The 17964-nt window shown below is 56.3% G+C and carries 17 protein-coding genes and 1 tRNA gene; 5 read left to right on the top strand and 13 right to left on the bottom strand.

Annotated features, from left to right (window positions below; genetic code table 11):
* Positions 1–98: 98 nt before the first annotated feature.
* Positions 99–497, top strand: a complete 399-nt coding sequence (locus NST69_RS09830; RefSeq protein ID WP_342549108.1) for a hypothetical protein — start codon at positions 99–101, stop codon at positions 495–497.
* On the opposite strand, the gene NST69_RS09825 is transcribed toward NST69_RS09830, so the two are convergent.
* On the bottom strand, positions 476–811 hold the full coding sequence (locus NST69_RS09825; protein WP_339257427.1) for a MazG-like protein: 336 nt from the start codon (positions 809–811) through the stop codon (positions 476–478). The two genes, NST69_RS09830 and NST69_RS09825, sit on opposite strands and share 22 nt — an antisense overlap.
* A 172-nt stretch (positions 812–983) precedes the next feature.
* A tRNA-Leu gene (locus NST69_RS09820) sits at positions 984–1067 on the bottom strand.
* A gap of 180 nt (positions 1068–1247) precedes the next feature.
* Here NST69_RS09820 and NST69_RS09815 point away from each other — a divergent pair.
* Complete coding sequence (locus NST69_RS09815) at positions 1248–1706, top strand: hypothetical protein (protein WP_051477998.1); 459 nt, start codon at positions 1248–1250, stop codon at positions 1704–1706.
* Between the two features lie 529 nt (positions 1707–2235).
* On the opposite strand, the gene NST69_RS09810 is transcribed toward NST69_RS09815, so the two are convergent.
* The 5 genes from NST69_RS09810 to NST69_RS09790 all read right to left on the bottom strand — a co-directional run bounded on the left by NST69_RS09810 (position 2236) and on the right by NST69_RS09790 (position 5069).
* Positions 2236–2913, bottom strand: a complete 678-nt coding sequence (locus tag NST69_RS09810; protein WP_342549107.1) for a hypothetical protein — start codon at positions 2911–2913, stop codon at positions 2236–2238.
* Positions 2910–3701 (bottom strand): SDR family oxidoreductase, encoded by a 792-nt coding sequence (locus tag NST69_RS09805; protein ID WP_342549106.1) that lies wholly within the window; start codon positions 3699–3701, stop codon positions 2910–2912. Before NST69_RS09805 ends, NST69_RS09810 begins: the two co-directional genes overlap by 4 nt.
* A gap of 19 nt (positions 3702–3720) precedes the next feature.
* Complete coding sequence (locus NST69_RS09800) at positions 3721–3942, bottom strand: hypothetical protein (RefSeq protein ID WP_036725081.1); 222 nt, start codon at positions 3940–3942, stop codon at positions 3721–3723.
* Positions 3943–4073: 131 nt separating this feature from the next.
* Entirely contained in the window at positions 4074–4391 is a 318-nt protein-coding gene (locus tag NST69_RS09795) for a hypothetical protein (protein WP_036725087.1), read from the bottom strand.
* A gap of 108 nt (positions 4392–4499) precedes the next feature.
* A complete protein-coding gene (locus NST69_RS09790) occupies positions 4500–5069 on the bottom strand; it encodes a xanthine phosphoribosyltransferase (RefSeq protein ID WP_036725092.1) in 570 nt (189 codons plus the stop codon).
* 176 nt (positions 5070–5245) lie between these two features.
* Here NST69_RS09790 and NST69_RS09785 point away from each other — a divergent pair, with 176 nt between their 5' ends.
* The gene (locus NST69_RS09785; RefSeq protein WP_342549105.1) at positions 5246–6379 is read left to right on the top strand and encodes a hypothetical protein; all 1134 of its coding nucleotides are present in this window, start codon (positions 5246–5248) and stop codon (positions 6377–6379) included.
* Here the strand turns inward: NST69_RS09785 and NST69_RS09780 are convergent.
* The 3 genes from NST69_RS09780 to NST69_RS09770 are packed head-to-tail and all read right to left on the bottom strand — an operon-like array spanning position 6366 to position 12302.
* The gene (locus tag NST69_RS09780) at positions 6366–9773 is read right to left on the bottom strand and encodes an AAA family ATPase (RefSeq protein WP_342549104.1); all 3408 of its coding nucleotides are present in this window, start codon (positions 9771–9773) and stop codon (positions 6366–6368) included. The genes NST69_RS09785 and NST69_RS09780 overlap by 14 nt on opposite strands.
* Positions 9770–11161 carry a DNA repair exonuclease gene (locus tag NST69_RS09775; protein ID WP_340954136.1) on the bottom strand — a complete coding sequence of 464 codons (1392 nt, stop codon included), beginning with the start codon at positions 11159–11161 and terminating at the stop codon, positions 9770–9772. The genes NST69_RS09780 and NST69_RS09775 overlap by 4 nt, the downstream gene beginning before the upstream one ends.
* A gap of 4 nt (positions 11162–11165) precedes the next feature.
* Entirely contained in the window at positions 11166–12302 is a 1137-nt protein-coding gene (locus tag NST69_RS09770; RefSeq protein ID WP_342549103.1) for a glycosyltransferase family 4 protein, read from the bottom strand.
* Positions 12303–12523: 221 nt separating this feature from the next.
* Between NST69_RS09770 and NST69_RS09765 the strand changes: the two genes are divergently transcribed.
* Together NST69_RS09765 and NST69_RS09760 are read left to right on the top strand one after the other, a co-directional pair.
* Positions 12524–13930: an RsmB/NOP family class I SAM-dependent RNA methyltransferase gene (locus NST69_RS09765; protein WP_342549102.1), complete on the top strand. Its 1407-nt coding sequence runs from the start codon at positions 12524–12526 to the stop codon at positions 13928–13930.
* A 114-nt stretch (positions 13931–14044) separates the two neighbouring features.
* On the top strand, positions 14045–14134 hold the full coding sequence (locus NST69_RS09760) for a sporulation protein YjcZ (RefSeq protein WP_143803672.1): 90 nt from the start codon (positions 14045–14047) through the stop codon (positions 14132–14134).
* 289 nt (positions 14135–14423) lie between these two features.
* Here NST69_RS09760 and NST69_RS09755 read toward each other — a convergent pair whose 3' ends face one another.
* The 3 genes from NST69_RS09755 to NST69_RS09745 all read right to left on the bottom strand — a co-directional run bounded on the left by NST69_RS09755 (position 14424) and on the right by NST69_RS09745 (position 17943).
* Positions 14424–15221, bottom strand: a complete 798-nt coding sequence (locus NST69_RS09755) for a Cof-type HAD-IIB family hydrolase (RefSeq protein WP_036725175.1) — start codon at positions 15219–15221, stop codon at positions 14424–14426.
* Between the two features lie 352 nt (positions 15222–15573).
* Positions 15574–16323 (bottom strand): pseudouridine synthase, encoded by a 750-nt coding sequence (locus tag NST69_RS09750; RefSeq protein ID WP_036725177.1) that lies wholly within the window; start codon positions 16321–16323, stop codon positions 15574–15576.
* A 3-nt stretch (positions 16324–16326) separates the two neighbouring features.
* Positions 16327–17943, bottom strand: a complete 1617-nt coding sequence (locus NST69_RS09745) for an RsmB/NOP family class I SAM-dependent RNA methyltransferase (protein WP_342549101.1) — start codon at positions 17941–17943, stop codon at positions 16327–16329.
* Between the last annotated feature and the right edge of the window lie 21 nt (positions 17944–17964).

Genomic DNA, 17964 nt, shown 5'->3' with positions numbered 1-17964 from the left:
CGTATGATCATCCAACAACATGTTGTATGATTTGATCATAAAGCTTTAGGATTCCTTGATCAATCATCAATTTTTTAATATCTGTCGGATGATATCTTATGCACCAGCATATTCAGGAAATCTCCAACCGGTCAGGGTATAACCGCAGTACCTCTTATCAATATTTTACTGACATTTACGAATTGCTGGACGCTGTTGAAAGTAACTTGCTCCTTGACATCAAAACAGAACTTGCCGATAAAGAGCTGTCTATGCATTCGGTTCAGGATGCGCTCTCTTGTCTGGACAAAAAAGACATCCCCATGGAGCAATACCTGAACATTCCGCAAAACCATGCCTTATCGCTGTACTTCATTGAGTTCTATCTGACGACGACCCTTTCTTTATTTCGTCTTTGGCTCCAAAGAGATAAGGATCTACCCCCAGAAGAATTCATCAAGTTAGCGGAGAATTTATATTCAAGAGGGGTATCGGCTTATACTGATGAAGGATTCTGATCTTCGAATGAGGACAGGAAGACCTCCATGGATTCACTGATATCAACCTCCATCCGCTCCGCCAGAATAATTAGCCACCAGATACACTCGCTAAGCTTATGTTGCAGCTCAGACCGGGTGTCGCCGCCTTTAGGCCAACGCTTCTGCTCAGACATCGTCAACCGGCCCACTAACCCGGCATCTGTCAAAAAAGCAAGCGCATCCTCTTCCACACTCCACTGTGTCCCGTGATGCTGCTGCTCCAGTCTGTGATAGCATTCTCTTATAACGAGGGAACGCTCAACAATCTCATTGAAGCTCAGGCTCTTCTTCATTTCTTCCACTTGATCAAGTCCCTCCTTTTCAAATGACTAGAAAACAATAGCATGCCTAACATGACTACATTCTGTCATATTAAAATGAAATAAATGAATTGCTGAACGCAAAAACAGGTTCTTATATCACTTAAATAAGTGACACAAGAACCTGTGTTGATGTTACCTATGATGCGGTCAAGAGGACTCGAACCTCCACGATATTGCTACCACTGGCACCTGAAGCCAGCGCGTCTGCCAATTCCGCCATGACCGCATATTCAGTTGACTTGCTTTCGCAGTCACAAGATAGATCTTACCATGCCTGAATTATGGAGTCAAGTTTATTTTATTGTAAATTGCTATCCATAAATTGCAAGTAAAATATTGCTTTTATTTGCGGATTCGGTGTATAATGAGAACAAAGGTTCGCATACTATAAATGAGGTGATTTATAATGGCGATTACCAAGAGACACCCCCTAACTACACCAACCATCCCTGAGAATATAACCAAAGATGAATTGTCCCTGGTCAGAAGCTATCTGCTGCTAACGTTTATTCATAAAGTATTTGAACGGGACTGCCGTGCCATCGGCAAGAGCGGTCTGTTCAAGACTCCCCAGCTCTACATGGAGCTGGTATCCAGCGCTACCAAGAAGACATCCCTGATGCTGCAGGAGGTTACCCGCGAGCTTACCGTGAGCCAGCTCAAGATCAGCACTGTGCGCCAGGATCAGCGCGGAGTTACCGCCGAGTATAACTGCCGGGGCTATGTTGGCGAGATCCATATTCTATGGCCCGGCTTCCGTAATGAAATGATGCAGCGTATGCGTGCCTACCTCGGACTGGGTGCCGAGCTTGCCTCCGTCCTTCCCCGGGAAGAACAAGTCGAACAGTTGGCGATGTCCATCTAAGCCGCACCTTGTAATGGATTGTACTGCTGACATAAGAGCCTCGTCCTATTCTGGACGAGGCTCTTGGTGTGGGTGCAGATCAATATATGATACGTTGGTGGTGAGCGGCTATTCCAGACTTTATAGTCTGGAATACTGGGGACCTATACTCGGTTTTTCGATTACATCTGGCCCAGGTGCCTCCACGCGAGCCATTGTAATCGGTTTTTCGATTACATTTGGTCCAGGTACCTCCACACGACCCATTGTAATCGGTTTTTCGATTACATTTGGCCCTGGTACCTCCGCACGAGCCATTGTAATCGGTTTTTCGATTACATTTGGTCCAGGTACCTCCACACGACCCATTGTAATCGGTTTTTCGATTACATTTGGGCCTGGTACCTCCGCACGAGCCATTGTAATCGGTTTTTCGATTACATCTGGCCCAGGTGCCTCCACGCGAGCCATTGTAATCGGTTTTTCGATTACATTTGGCCCAAACGGCAACCCGGTCCCTTCCTGCCGTTCACCAGTTCGACGCCCGTCCTTACTTTAGAACCTTCTCCAGCTGCTTCGATCCTGCCTCCGGGAACAGCTTGGCCGTATGCTCCATAATCCGCTCCCTGGATGACACTGGCTGATCATTGTAACGCGAAGTCACATAGTCTGCTCCAAATATATGCTCACTCACGGCATAACGCCCAATTCCCCAGCCGTAAGGACGGCCATGCTTGTCCTGCTTATACTCGAATTTGCTGGCTGTAATGTAGGTCTGCATCTGGAGCAGCGTCATGGCTGTGTCGAAGCCTTTCGCACCTTTGGCCGCGAAGCCGGACAGCCCTTTAAGATCACTGGAGAGCAGCCCCGCCTCATGCTCCAGCAGCACATCCATGATTCGTTTGCTGGCCATGGAGGCCAGTCCGTCATCATATCTGGCATCGAAATCATAACCGTCCCGGCGGTAATTGGCGAAGTCCGGGTACCATTCTCTGCTGATGAACCCGGCCTTCTTGTTAAAGAGCTTCGCATAAGCGATCTCGCCCCCGGCCGCAATCTCCTCGCGCCACTCCCACGGCCCTTCTATACCCTTCACGAACCAGTAGCCCGCAGGAGTGCATTCCTCCAGAGAGAAGCCTGCGATCTCGCAGCGAAACATGGGCAGGTAACCGATCTCCCGCACCAGCGCGGCTAGTTCCCCGGCATTTTTAATTATAGGCAGCTTCATCGTTGTCCTCCAGGCTGATAGGTCCAGCCTTCGTCTCCATGGTAGATCATCTGCTTGCTCATTCCGCCATCGATTGTAATATTCTCGCCCGTTATGAATCCCGCAGCCTCACTGCACAAGAACAGCACCATGCCTGCGATATCTGCCGGAGTTCCTACCCTTCCCGCAGGATGCTGCAGCCGATCCGGCTCTGTATGAACCAGCTCTGCCGATTCCTCTGTACCGTGATAAGCGGTGGTATCAATCCAACCCGGGCTGATTGCATTAACCCGCACTTTACCGCTAAGACTTACACTAAGGGCGTGGGTCAATGCGCCGATCCCTCCTTTGGCCGCTGTATAGCTCTCGGTATCCGGCTGAGACATCCGCTCCCGGCTGGAGGAGATATTCACAATAGAGGCTCCTTGGGCAAAATGCGGCTTAAGCCGCAGCGTCAGGTAATAAGGCGCCGTCACTCCGATCCGCTGCACATACTCGAAATCCTCATAGCTGCATTCTGATTGCAGCCCTTTACGGCTGATACAGGCATTGTTAATCAGGTAATCCACCTGTCCGTAGCGGCTGATTACCTGTGAGATGAAATCATCCAGCACCGGCTGTTCCGCAATGTCTCCCTGATAAAAGAACAGACGCTCTCTTCCATACTTGGCCTCCAGCCAGCGTCCGGCAGCAAGATCCGTATCGATGCAGGCAACCACTGCTCCGGCCTTCAGTAATTCCTCGGTGAGGCAGCGTCCGATTCCGCCTGCACCGCCGGTGACTATCGCTATTTTATGATGATGACTCATCTTGACCTCCATTCTCCGCTCATTCCGGGGTATAAGCTTCCGGTCTCGGCTCGCTCACCGGCTGATACAGGTATCTCCGGTCCAGCTTCACCACATGCTTGTTCGGACGCCGGATCATCACCTGGGTCTCGTCCCAGGCCAGCACGATTCCCCGGATATCATTGCTCGCCAGCCCGTCGCGTACAACTCTTATCCGCTCACCGGAAATCCGGTAGGCATCCAGTTGTTCATCACTTATCATAGTATTCTTACTCCCCTCTCTGTGCTTAGCTTGTCCAATTTAACTCTGAATCCGGTCATGAAAAAGACCCAAATGAGAATCATCCGGGTCTAGTTATCTTTCAAAAGCAATCTGTATGTCTTATGAAGTTCCTATATCAGCGCTTCATTCTTCTCAAACCAGAAGTCAAGAACTTTAGCGGACATCACACGTTGTTCCAGATATTCGACCTGATGCTCTGTGAATGTCTGTCTCCAGCTATACGACAGCTCTTCACACAAACTTGTGATTGTCAAAAGCTCTGACCAAGCAACATAACGTTTGTACCAGAAAAACTGAGGATGTTCGATCATATAGGGATACAAATCGTCGAACTCCGTGTGTTTGCAATCCAGCGCACGTTCGAAGTGATCCTTAGCCTCGGTTAGTTTATCAATAAAAAATTGCTCTGTCACCGGTTCATTCCCCATTGTGACGCCTCCTCTCTCATGTCTAATTTTTATTATAAAGGAAAACTTATAGGGTGAAAAGCAGATGTTTCAAAAATAGGCTGTGTTCCTGTTATTGTCACTTCAGCCTTATCCAAAAACAATGGTCCCGTCATTAAGAGAGGTGATATCAACAAGAGACTCCAGACGGATTCCCTGTTCCCGGATCGTGCGGGCACCGGCCTGGAAGCTTTTTTCGACCACTACGCCAAGGCCCACCAGCTCGGCACCTGAACGCTGGATAATCTTAATCAGGCCGCGCGCCGCGTCGCCATTGGCGATAATATCATCGATGAAGAGGATTTTGTCATCCTCCGAGATGAACTGGCGGGACAGCATAATGTCCGTAACAATCCCTTTGGTAAAAGATGGAACTCGTTCACACAGAGCGTCGGGATCAGCCAGCAGCGTTTTTTTGCGCCGGGCAAACACCAGCGGCACCTTCATCTCATAAGCGGTGGCAAATGCCACGGCAATCCCCGAGGATTCCACAGTCACTACGCGAGTAACTCCAGCCTCAGCAAATCTGCGGGCAAATTCCCGTCCCATTTCCATCGTCAGCATCGGATCGACCTGGTGGTTGAGCAGTCCGTCCAGCTTCAGCACCTGATCCGAGACGACTACGCCTTCCTCCAAAATCCGCTGTTTCAATAATTCCATAATTCTAAACCTCCATTACACTTAATAGACGTTCCACCGAAATCGCACCTGTTCGTCCAGGCGGAAGTCATGTCCCTCTGTTCCTCATCATAACCTGTACTATGCGGACTACACAAGGCTATATCCTTGCAGGCCCCGCAATTGTAAACTTCGCAGCATTCATAAGGAGGCTAAGCATGAAGTCACATATCCGCACATTACAGATCGCTTTCACTTATATCGGCACCATTGTCGGCGCCGGATTCGCTACCGGCCAGGAAATCCTCCGTTTTTTCACCAGATACGGCCACTGGGCGCTGCTGACGATTCTATTCTCTGCCGCTCTCTTTATCTGGCTGGGCACCAAAATGATGATCATCGCCCGGAAAATCTCTGCGGACTCGTATGAGGATTTCAACCGCCACCTGTTCGGAGCCAAGGCCGGGACCATCATCAGCCTGTTTACCATGATTATTCTGATCGGGGTGAACAGCATCATGCTGGCAGGCGCCGGGGCGATCTTCAAGGAGCATCTCGGCCTTCCCTATCAGGCGGGGCTGCTTCTGACTATCCTCGGATCTTACTTGCTGCTGAAGCGCGGTATTTCCGGCATTCTGCAGATCAACAGCCTGGTGGTGCCCCTGATGCTTACTTTGTCGCTGATCCTTGTCTGTAATACGCTGGGCGTTCCGGGAGCCGAACGCTTCCTCTTCCTGCCCACCGATTACAGCAGTATCAACGCATGGATCTCTCCGCTGCTCTATACCTCGTTCAACCTTGGCATGGCCCAGGCGGTGCTGGTTCCGCTGGCCCGTCATACGAATGACGAACGTGCGCTGGTGCGCGGCGGGATTCTGGGCGGAGCGGGCATCGGGTTCATGCTGCTGGCGGCCCATTTTGCCATGAGCTCGCAGATGCCGGGCATCCTGCAGTTTGAGATTCCGATGGGAAGCATCGCCATCCGGCTGGGTCCGGTGGTGCAGATGGTCTTCTTGCTGCTGATCTTCATGGAAATCTTCAGCACCTTCGTCGCCGGTATCTACGGGGTAAGCGTACAGCTCCAGCAGCGGCTCCCGGTCGCCCCCGCGCTTGTCGCCCCGCTGCTGATGCTAATCTGCTATGTGTTCAGCCAGTTCGGCTTCAGCTCGCTGCTGGGCATCTTCTACCCGATCTTCGGCGCGCTGTGTCTGATATGGGTGGTCATGCTGGTGCGCTCCCCCATGTCCCCGCCGCCAGGGCAGGGCAAGCCGCCCGCAGGAGGAGCGGGCGGCAAGAAGCAGGGGATTACGATTGTCAGCATCAAGCCTGCGATCCGCACTACACGGAAATAACTGCTGCGGCAGGAATGCTGCCCGCCACAGCTTCGGCGACATGACGGTGGCAGGTCATCATGACGATCTGCCGGGAAGAAGACAGCTCGCCAAGCAGAGCCAGAGCCGCATGAAGCCGGTATTCATCGAAGTTAACGAACAGATCATCGAAGAACAGCGGCAGATTCACCTTGCTGCTCATCGTTTCTGCCAGTGCCAGCCGGATCGCCAGATACAGCTGCTCCGCGGTTCCCCGGCTGAGCAGCCCGCTGTCCAGCAGTCCGGCATCCTTATGTTCAGCCTTCAGCTCCTTATGCCCCAGCGTCATCACAATCCGGCGGTATTCCCCGTGCGTGAGCTTCGAGAAATACACGGAGGCCAGCTGCAGCACCTGAGGCTGCTTCTCCTGCTCATAGATCCGGCGTGTCCTGCCCATCAGCTCGGCCGCCAGCGCCGTTACCGCATATCGCCCGGCCAGATTACGCAGTGCCGCCCGCTGTTCCTCCAGTTGCTGGAGTGCAGTATCTTCCTTGCCGCGCTTCGTCAATGCTTCCCGTTCCTGCAGCAGCTTACCGCGCTGCTCAAGCAGTGCGCTGCGTTCCTCTTCAAGCTCGGCCGCCGCTTCTTCCGTGGCCTGACGCTCCTGCGCAAGCCGCCCGGCGTCCAGATGCTCCAGCAGACTCAGCAGCTCTGCCCGGCCTTCGTCATCCCATCCGCTGAACATTGCCAGCTCCGCTTGACGCACGGACCGCGTAACCTCTATCCGCCTCAGCCACGCAGAGGAACGGCGCAGGAACTGCTCGCCGTCCTCAGCACCGCCTTCCTCCAGCAGCTTCGAGCAGCGCAGGTTCAATTCCGCCTGCTCCCTGTGATTCGCTGCCAGCTCCTCCCGGAGTTCAGCTAGCCGCGCCTCCACACTCTCTGTGCGCAGCAGCTCAGCCTTCAGCTGATCCCACTCCCGCTTCCGCAGCTCCAGCCAGGTTAATAGGGCGGCTGGTGTGGGGTGGCGGGGAGCAGCTGGAGTTGCGGGTGGATGCTGGGCGGTAGGATTGGTGGCGGGTAGCCGGTGCTGATCAGTGGGCTCGGTAGCGGGTAGCTGGTGATGATCAGTAAGCGGAGTAGCGGGTAGTGATTGCTGCTTAGTAGACTCGGTGGCGGGTAGCCGGTGCTGATCAGTAAGCGGAACAGCCGGTATCGATTGCTGCTCAGCTACAAAGGAAATGGAGTTTACCCGTCCGGTCTCCGCAGCTGCAAGCAGCTTCATCCCTTCCTGCTCATATAGTGCACATTCCGCCGCCAGTCCGCTTAGCCGCGCAGACCATTTGGCCTCCTGGCGCAGCAGCTCATGGCCCTGCTCTGCCAGGGCGAAAATATCCGGCAGGCTGTCCGGGGACAGCCCTTCGGGGAGTCTCCGCTGACGCAGCCAATCTTCGTAGCGCGCCGCCAGCTCTGTGAAGCGGGCCTCCGCTTCCTCCAGTTCACCGGTCAGCACCTGTTCCTGTCCGCTTAGCTGCTCAAACTCCGTCCGGCAGGCCTCGGCCTCAGCTGCCTGCCGGTCTACGCGCTGGCGCCAGGTGCCCCAGGCCTCCATCAGCCGGCGCAGCTCGCGCATCCCGGCCTCCAGCCCGCCTGCGTCAGGGCTGGACGCCTTGCCGCTCTCCCGCTCCGCGCCGGAGAGCAGCTGCCCGCGCAGCCGCAGCATCTCCGCTGCGGCCTTGCCCGCCTCCCCGCCGCCCGGCTCCGGCGGGGCAACCGCCGCTCCCGCTGCGCGTAGGGCGGCCCAGAGCCACAGGTCCGCTGCGGCCAGCAGGCCGAGCGCGGACCATACGCTGACCGGCGGTGCGCCGGTCAGCCACAGCGCAGGCGGCAGCAGCAGCGTAAGCGCTGCGCCCGCCTGCAGGAAGCGCCGGTAGCGTGCCGCCCGGCGCCCGTTCGCGCCGGGGCGGCTGCCCCCGGCGGCGTCACTGCGGCGCGGGGCTGACGCGCCGCCTTCCGGGCCGAGCTGCGCTTCGCGCCAGCGCTCGGCGGCCTGCTGCAGCTCGTCCCAGAGCTGCACCAGTTCACGCGGGCTGCGCGCAGCCAGGCCCGCGAAGTCCGCTGCGCCGCTGGCGTGCTCCTGCGCCAGCAGGCGCTCGGCCGCCTGCAGCGCAGCAGCGGCGGCGGCCTTGCGGGCGCGGAGGCTCAGCAGCTCCGCGCCCCGGGTCTCCATTTGCCGGTCATACCCGGCAAAGGAGGCGGCATAACGCCGCGTGGCCTCCCGGTCCGCGGCGGACGGGGTGAAGTCCGCGAGCGCTGCCGAATCCCAGCCTGCACCGATACTGCGCAGCAGGCGCTCCAGCTGCTCCCGCAGAGCCGTCAGCTCCGCGGCAATCCGCTGCTGCTCCGCCCGCTTGTCCTCATAGCTGCTGCGGCTGCGGTCCAGCGCTTCAAGCTCAGGCCCCTGCTCCGCAAGCAGAGGGTCGGGCGGATTCGCCTCAAGCTCTGCGGTAAGCTCCGCCGTCAGCCGCTCCAGCCGGAACGCCGCCCCCTGCAAGCTGCGCAGATCGGCTTCCAGCGACCTCCAGCGCTCCGCCCCGTTATCCGGGAACGACGCGATCACGGGAAGCTCCTCCAGCTCCAGCCGGCCTTCGCTCCATTTCAGCCACAGCTCCCGGATGTCCTGCGCCTTGCGCAGCTTCATCAGCCTTGCTCCAGCGAGCTCGCGGTCCAGCTTCATCTGCTCCAGCTGCTGCTCCGCAGCTTCCAGAGCCAGGGTGTTCCCGTTATATCTCGGCAGATAGGAGCGGCTCTCCGCTACCTCCTGCTCCAGCTTCCCGATAGACTGCAGAATCCTGGCCGCCTCCTGGACCTTACCGCGCGGCTTGTAGAGCTTCTCGGCCTCCTGAACCAGACGCTTCTCTGCCCGCATAATCTCTCCGCCGCCGCCCATCCCGGCATGGAACAGGTAGCTGCTCATTTCCCCGGACTGCAAGGCACCCAGCTCCTGCAGCTCGTCAAGCGAGACAGCGAACAGCTGGCGGAACATACTCCGGGAGATGCCGCCAAGCAGACGCCGCTCCAGCTCCGCTTGATTCAGCTCCTCCGTACGGCCATCCGGATGGCTGAGTGCAATATGCAGCTTCTCTGCCCTGCCCGGCCCCGCGCCGCCGGATGCATACCGGCGGATAGTCCATAATGCGCCGGACTCATCCCTTGCTTCCAGCACCCCGCCGTGCGTCCCCCCTTGCAGCGGCTCGTACCGTTCAGCCGGATTCCCCCGGCCGGGGATGCCGTACAGCATAGCACGGATGAACTGCAGGGTCGTGCTTTTCCCCGCCTCGTTGCGTCCGAACAGAACCGTGACCCCTTCATTCAGTCCGATCTCCCGCTGAGCCAGCCTTCCGTAGCCGTCTATCCGCAATGAATCGATCTTCATTCCTCTACCTCCCGGCCTTGCTGTCCATCGCCATCTCCTGCATCCCCAGCAGAATACGCCTTGCCTTCTTCCGCAGCATTCTGCGGCGTCCCGCCGGACTCTTCCAGTCCGCTCAGCAATGTGATTCCCAGCTCTGCTGCACCTCTCAGCCATTCCTGCTTCTCTTCGGCGCCTACGGATAATAGCAGCCTGCGCAGCTCCTGATTCTCCATCATCGGTCTCAGCGCAGTAGCGACCAGCTCGTCCAATTCTGCGGCATTCCCGCTACTGCGCCCGGCAAGCCGCAGCATTTCACCCAGGAAGCTGTCCTCCAGAAGCAAGTGCTCACGGTCAACCGCAAGTCCCGTTTCGATGGAGAAGCCTTCCGTCCAGACCAAGCCCGCATATTCCTTGCGCACCGCGCGCACCGTTTCCCGCCGCTGCAGCTCGGTGAGCAGATCATCGGCCGCCCCCTTCTCAGCCAGCACCTTATGTATATCGCCCCGTCCGGTCAGGCGGAACCTGACCACAGACATCATCTGCGGGGTCTCGCTGCGGATATCCTCCACTGCATTCTCTACAGCGAGGGTCCACTCGGCCTCGTCAGTGAGCCCATCTATAGAGAGCTCGCGGACCTGCCAGCGCACACTGTCCAGTTCATGGAAATCCAGCCGGACTCCCCCCTCTGCACTGACATCAACCGTATAGCAGCCCTTGGGCCCGGTCTCCTTAATGCTTCTTCCTTGAATATTGCCCGGATAGACGATAGGCGGATGCTCATGCAGAATACTCCGCTTATGAATATGCCCGAGCGCCCAATAGTCATAGCCCCTGCCGATCAGATCCTTCCGGGTGCACGGGGAGTACGTCTCATGCTGGAGATCCCCGTCCACATTGCCATGCAGCAGGGCGATGTGGAACAGGCTGCTGCCCGGCTGGCGGCTGAAGCGCAGAGCTGTATTCTCTGTCACTTTGGAGGTCGGGTAGGAGATGCCGCTAACCACAGCTACCTCCCGTCCGTCTTCCCTGCGGCGGGCGGTCACGCGCTCCGGCTCACTCCCGCCGAATACCGTAACATGGGCAGGCGGTGCTGAACTAAGGCGCGGGCCGTCCAGCGGATCATGGTTACCGTGGATCAGGAATACCTGAATCCCGTGGCGTCCAAGTTCCTCCAGGGCCTCCCGGAACCGGAGCTGCCCCTGAAGTGAAGCATCCGCGACATCGTAGACGTCGCCGCTAATGACCACGAAATCTACCTTTTGCAGGGTGGCTACGCCAACAAGCCGCCCGAGGGCGGCGAAGGTAGACTCCCGGAGATAGGAGCGGATATCCTGGGGGAGATGGGACAGACCGGCGAACCGGCTGTCCAGATGCAGATCCGCAGCATGCAGGAAACGAAAAGGAATCATAGCCTCACCCCTTCATTCCCGGCTGGAACTGCAGATAGGTTTTCTTCAGCTCATTGGCCACACGGGTCAGGGAGTAGAGGCTCTTTGCTTTATCCCAGGCCGAACGCGACAGCTCATAGCGGTAGCCGGGGTCCGTGATTACTTTTTCCAGAGCATCTGCCAGTCCCAGCTCATCATCCGGATTCACCAGCAGCCCGTTCACCCCGTCCTCAATCTGCTCGGGAATACCGCCCACATTCGTCCCGACCAGCGCCAGACAGCTCAGCGCAGCCTCGGCAAATACCGAACCGAACGCCTCCGCCCGCGAAGGCAATACGAAGATATCGAAGAACGGCATGAATTCCTCAGGATGCAGCGTATAGCCGTAAAAAATAGTCTCATTATATATGCCCAGCGCCTGCGCAAGCTGCTCCAGCTCCGCCCGGCTCGGTCCGTCCCCGATAATATGCAGCACATATTCATGTCCCCGCTTCTTCAGCTCGGCACAAGCCTTGAACAGAATATCTATGCCTTTGGCCGGTACGAGACGGGTAACTGTGACCAGCTGCGGAATGTCATTCTCATGCGGGACAGGCTTGAATCTCTTCTCATCGAATCCGTTGGGAATGACTCCAATGCTGTCCGGCTGGTCAATATAAGGTGTCACATAATCGGCAAAAGCACGCGAAACCGTCATCAGCCGGTCACTCACATGCTCCAGCTCCCGGTAAATCGCGACCAGGAACTGATGCTCAAGCCCCCCCTCCCGGATCACCCCATTCAGAATTAATTCACGCTCATAGCTGGAGTGCAGCGTCTGAATCAAGGGAACGTCAGGATAAATTCTCTTCATGGCCAGCCCGGCAATCGGGTGATGGGCATGGATCAGGTCATAATTTTTACTCATCCGCAGCTTAGTCCACCAGATGTAATCCCGGTAGGTCTGAATATATTTTTGCACAACAGGACTTTCGCCGTACAGTGTCCAGTCGAAGGTCTCGAAGACGATGTCTTCGCGCCCCTTGCCCCGGATGCGCTTAGGCAGCCAGAACAAATCCATCTCCCAGCGGCTGGACCGGAAGCGTTCCTGGAGATAAGGGATCATAGAAGATACACCACCGGGCTGCTCCGGCGGGAAGAATAGCGCTTGCAGCAAGTTCATATAGGTACATCTCCCTTTACAATTGCCCTATTTACGGTGAAGGCCGGCAATTATGATATAGTTGTGTATATGTACAATTACAATTTCGGGTACTGCTACAGTTATAGGTACAGGTACAGGTACGCTAAGGTTCCATACCTAATTTTATCGGTATCCACCCGAAACAGCAACTAAGATGACAGCTTTACTTATCTTGAACTTGGACTAGAGGAGAGTGATTTATGAATGAAGAACGACTGCCTGCCGCTTACACCGCCAATATTAGAGAGATGCTGGGGGATTCGGCAGACGCTTTTCTGAAGAGCTATCTTGCTGCGCGGACCCAAGGTCTGCGGTTCAATACTTTAAAAAGCAGTGTACCTTCCGGCCGCACCGCAGCGGAGCAGGCAATCTCACAATTCGGTCTGTCACAGGTAACATGGTGTCCGTCAGGCTTCTATTACCAAGACCCCGCTCGCCCGGGGAGACATCCGTATCATACCGCCGGACTATATTATATTCAGGAGCCCTCCGCAATGTCCGCAGCCGAGCTGCTGAAGCCGCTTCCCGGAGAGATCGTTCTCGACCTCGCGGCTGCTCCCGGCGGCAAAACCACCCATATCGCCGCACTGATGCAAGGGGAAGGGCTGCTCATCTCCAATGAAATTCACCCGGAGCGGGCCAAAATCCTGGCCGAAAACGTCGAGCGGCTCGGCATAAGCAACACACTGGTTACTTCCGCAGCTCCTGGTGATCTCTCCAAAAGATTCCCTGAGGTGTTCGACCGCATCATGCTGGACGCGCCTTGCTCCGGTGAAGGAATGTTCCGCAAAGACCCTGCGGCGATAGATGAATGGTCTCCGAAGCATGTGGAGATCTGTGTAGCCAGACAGTGGGATATTCTGCAGGATGCGTATCTGATGCTGAAGCCCGGCGGCCATATGGTCTATTCGACCTGTACCTTCAACCGCCAGGAGAATGAGGAGACGATGGAGCGCTTCGTGCAGACCTATCCCGATATGGAGCTGATCGTTACGAAGCGGCTGTGGCCGCATCTGGAGCGGGGCGAAGGGCATTTCGTGGCCCTGCTGCACAAGGCGGCTTCAGCAGACCCGGCGGATTCCGCTCCGCGCAAGAGCCGGGGCAAGCGCGGTGAACGCGGCAGTGACGGTCCGAAGACAAGTGCTACGCTTAGGGAGGCCTATCAACAGTTCATGAGCTGGGCGTTGGCAGAGCTTCCCGGATTCGCCGATCGCGGCGTCCCGCTTCTCTTCGGCGAATCCCTGTATCTGCTGCCTGAGGCATTCAGTGGGCGGCTGCACACCGGGATACTGGACGGGCTCAAGGTGCCGCGTGCCGGACTGCATATTGCCCATCTTAAGAAAAACCGGATCGAGCCCGCCCACGCTCTGGCTATGGCACTCCGGCCAGATCAGGCGGCGCGCAGCTATGATATGCCTGCGGACGGCACGGAGATTCAGGCCTGGCTGCGCGGCGAGAGTCTGCCGGTTCCGCCAAGCCTGCATGGCTGGACGCTGGTAACCGTAGACGGCTTGCCTGTAGGCTGGGGCAAAGCCAGCTCCGGCCAGCTCAAGAATCATTTGCCCAAGGGTCTGCGGATTCTAAAAGCCCATCTTGACGAGGTTTAGGCAGTTGACCAGTTCATGAAGCCTCCCTACGCATATGATGTCATTATCCCATGGCAGTCCGCCGGACTTAAGGCGGCAAGTGGGAACAGACATGAATCAAGGGAGGAATCAGACATGGGTGCAGGTGTAGGCTTCACTTCGACCGGTGCGATCTTGGTACTCTTCATATTGCTCGTAATCATTTCCCGTTCGTTGTTCGTCTAATTCCGCTATAAGCAGCACAGCACACGGACCTCAAGCAGCCCGCCCCCTTTAAGGGGGCAGGCTGCTTTTTCATCACTATTCAACAAATATTGCTTACAGAGGGTTTACCGCGCCCTGATTAGGGTGCAAGGGGTAAAAATTTAGTTGTACAGACTACAATTAGAAGAGGGAGGACTTCCGCTTCACTGTTTCTAGTTGCACAGAATACACTTATCCTGTTTTTTCGCTACGAACGCAGTGGATCAGTAAGAGCCAAATCAATCATATGCTCCATAAATAGTTAGTGTTTTTACAAACAATATTTCACCAGCGCATCGCGCACACCGTTGGCATTATTGGTACCGGTGATCACATCTGCGGCTGCTTTGACCTCTACCGGAGAGTTATCCATCGCCACGCCCAGACCGGCATACGTCAGCATGGAGATATCATTATAATAGTTGCCGATCGACAGCACCTGCTCTTGCGGAATGCCAAGCTCAGCTGCCAGGTGCTTCAGGGCATTGCCTTTGGAGGATTCCGGGTGCATGAGATCAACGAAGAACTCTCCGCTGCGCAGAATATTGTATTGCTCTCCCCAAGTAGCCCACTCCCGCTGCGCTTCATCCAGAATATCGGACTGTGTGAACACAGTGAATTTGACAATCGGTTCGCGGAACTCCTCCCAGGCTGGAAGGGATGCAGGCATAATCCGGAAATGCTCATACATAAAGTGGGCTTCCTTCGTCAGGTTCTCCACATTATCCACATACATCTCAAATGCCGTATTCACATCAAAATGGATATCACGCTCGCGGCAATAGGCGATATACGGGTCCAGCCCTCTGGCGTCCAGCCCGTACTGGTGCAGTACCTTACGGTCCTTGACACTCACCGTAGCCGCTCCGTTATGGCCCAGCACATACCCCGACAAGCCCATCTCCTCCATAAAAGGAATCGAATTCTGCGGACTGCGCCCTGTGCATAGTACAATCTGCCCGCCCTGACGCGTGACCTCAGCAACCGCCGCTTTGTTCTCTTCGCTGAGCTGATGATCATCATTCAGCAGTGTTCCGTCTACATCCAGTGCAATCAGTTTGTATTTCATACCCCATCATCCTATCTCTGTATAGTATACCGCCAGGCATTTTCCTGCTTCACCATTCATTGGAAGCTCATTGAGATCAAGCTGCTCCCGGCGTACCTAATCCCTATAAACTAAGTTTCCGTTTAACGGACTCCAAAGATGCTAATTCGGCACAAACGGTTATTTTAAGCGTCTAACGGACCCGAGTGTACTTATCTCCTCACCAGTGGTTGAAATTACGCCAAATAGCTGCCAATAAAGGCCGTGGAGTCCGTGAACAGGTGAAAATCAGCCTTTTTGCCGAAATAAGCGCAGTTGAGTCCGTTACCGGCAGTCAGGCAGTTAGGCTATCAGGCTGTCAGAGGTGTATCATCTAACGCTTCAGCAGCTCCAGCTCACGGGCCGTGAGCTCCCGGCAAGCTCCCTCGGGCAGAGTCTCGTCCAGCTTCAATTCGCCCATCGACACCCGCTTCAGGAACACTACCTTCTTCCCGACAGCTATGAACATCCGCTTCACCTGATGGAATTTGCCTTCCGTAATGGTGAGTGAGATATACGACAGCACGCGGCTGCCCCGTTCTCTGCTCAGAATGCTAAGCTGCGCGGGCAGGGTCACATAACCATCCTCAAGCGTAACACCCTCGGCAAAAGCAGCCACATCCGCCGCATCGACCTCACCCTCGACGGTGGCCTCGTAGGTCTTGGGGACATGCTTACGCGGGGACAGCAGTTCATGTGCCAGCTTGCCGTCATTGGTAAGCAGCAGCAGACCCACGGTATCCTTATCCAGCCGCCCGACCGGGAAAGGCTCGAACAGCGCATGCTCCTGCTTCAGCAGGTCCAGAACCGTGCGGTCCCGTTTATCCTCGGTGGCGGATAACACTCCCGGGGGTTTATTCATCATCAGATAGATGAATTCCCGGTAGAGGACCGGCTCCCCGCCAACCTCTATGCGGTCCTGCTGCGGGTCTACATGGAACCCGCTGTCTTTGACGACAGCTCCATTTACTGTGATCAGGCCCTGCTTGGCCTGCTTGCGGATATCGCTGCGCGAGCCGATCCCCATGTGGGACAGCACCTTGTCAATCCGTTGCTTCTTATTTGCATTTTCTCCTGTAGCCATACTCTAAGTCCACCTCCAGCCTGCGGGATATTCGTTCTTCAGCAGCCCGTCCTGCCATTTGCCCCAGCCTGCGCTGAAGCCGTCGATGCAGACGAGGGTATAGCCTTTGTAAGCATGTCCTTCCTTAACGGACAGACGCTCTGCGGGGATCGACAGGGTCTCCCCCTTCAGATAGGACACCGCTTCCCCGCTGGTGCTGGATAGCGATACCGAGCGGCTGCATTCCTCAGGACGCAGTGCTGTAGCGAGCGGATGACCGGGAATAAATCTGCCGCTCTTGATCTGCCCTACATACCAGCCCGGCCGAACCGTCTTCAGACCGTCCAGCGCTTCACGCGGCAACGGGGAGAGATATAGATGATCGCCGAACCATATGGCATGTCCGGGCGGCTGTGTCCCCAGCAGCTCTTGAATAAAGTCCGCATAGACCGCGAAGCCTAGCGCTTCACCGCCAGTTCGCTGTGACTGCGGACCTGGACCCGTTCCGGCTCTACCAGAGCCGGAGCCGTGTCCAGATCCGCGTCCTCCCTTGCCGCCCCGGCCTTGATCTGCCCTGCCGGGAACTGCCTTACTGTGAAAGTCTGTTTTCGCAGCCTTGCTCCGGGGCGCGGCAGACAGACTTCTCTCTCTCTTATCATTTCGTGCTTTTACCTTCTCTAAAGTGTCTGCCACCGTAGCTCCATTCTCTGCTGCCCCGGCCTCAAATGCCTCTCTCGCAGGTCCGCCACTTCCGTCATGGCGCAATACAGCCATGAAATGCCCTTCCCCCTTGACCTTATGCGGCCACAGCCGCGCCGCACCCGGCAATGGGCCGAGTCCGGCAGCGAACGGGCCGGTTCCGCCTACGGGAACCAGCGAGAACTGCGGATGCCCGGACAGGAATCCGGCAATCATCTCCTCGTTCTCCTCCAGAGCGAACGTGCAGGTGGAGTACACCATAGTACCGCCGGGCTTTAGCGCTGAAGCTGCGGCCTGCAGAATCTCCCGCTGCATCTCCGCATATTTGTCCGGGGTTCCCGGCTCCCACTGTCTGACCATATCCTCGTCCTTGCGGAACATGCCTTCACCCGAACACGGCGCGTCGATCAGAATCCGGTCGAAGAAGCGGGGAAAGGCCGCCGCAATCCGCTCCGGGCGCTCATTCAGGACAATACCGTTCCGTACCCCGTACAGTTCCAGATTCTTGGCCAGTGCCTTCGTCCGTTCAGGATGCAGGTCATTCGAGACCAGCAGGCCTTCTCCTTGCAGCTTGGCGGCAATCTGGGTAGATTTACCGCCCGGGGCTGCGCACAGATCGAGCACACGGTCCCCCGGCTGAACGTCCAGCAGTTCAACCGGGGCCATGGCACTCGGCTCCTGAATGTAGTACAGCCCGGCATGATAATAGGGATGTTTGCCGGGTCTGGCTCCCTCTCCGGTATAGAAGCCCGAAGGGCACCAGGCAATCGGCTCCAGGGTGAAGGGGGAACGCCCCCGCAGCCCGTCCACCGTTATTTTCAGTGTATTGACACGGATTCCCCCGTAGGGTGACTGCTGATAGGTATCTGTAAATTGCTCATATTCCGGTCCCAGCAGCTCTTTCATACGCTGCGCGAAAGCTCCGGGCAGTTGTGCCGTCATGATGCCTTCCTCCCGCTCAAA

This window comes from Paenibacillus sp. FSL P2-0089 (assembly GCF_038595095.1).
Taxonomy (GTDB): domain Bacteria; phylum Bacillota; class Bacilli; order Paenibacillales; family Paenibacillaceae; genus Paenibacillus_AQ; species Paenibacillus_AQ silagei.
Note: the sequence above shows the minus strand (reverse complement) of the source record. Positions and strands in the feature narration are given on the sequence as shown.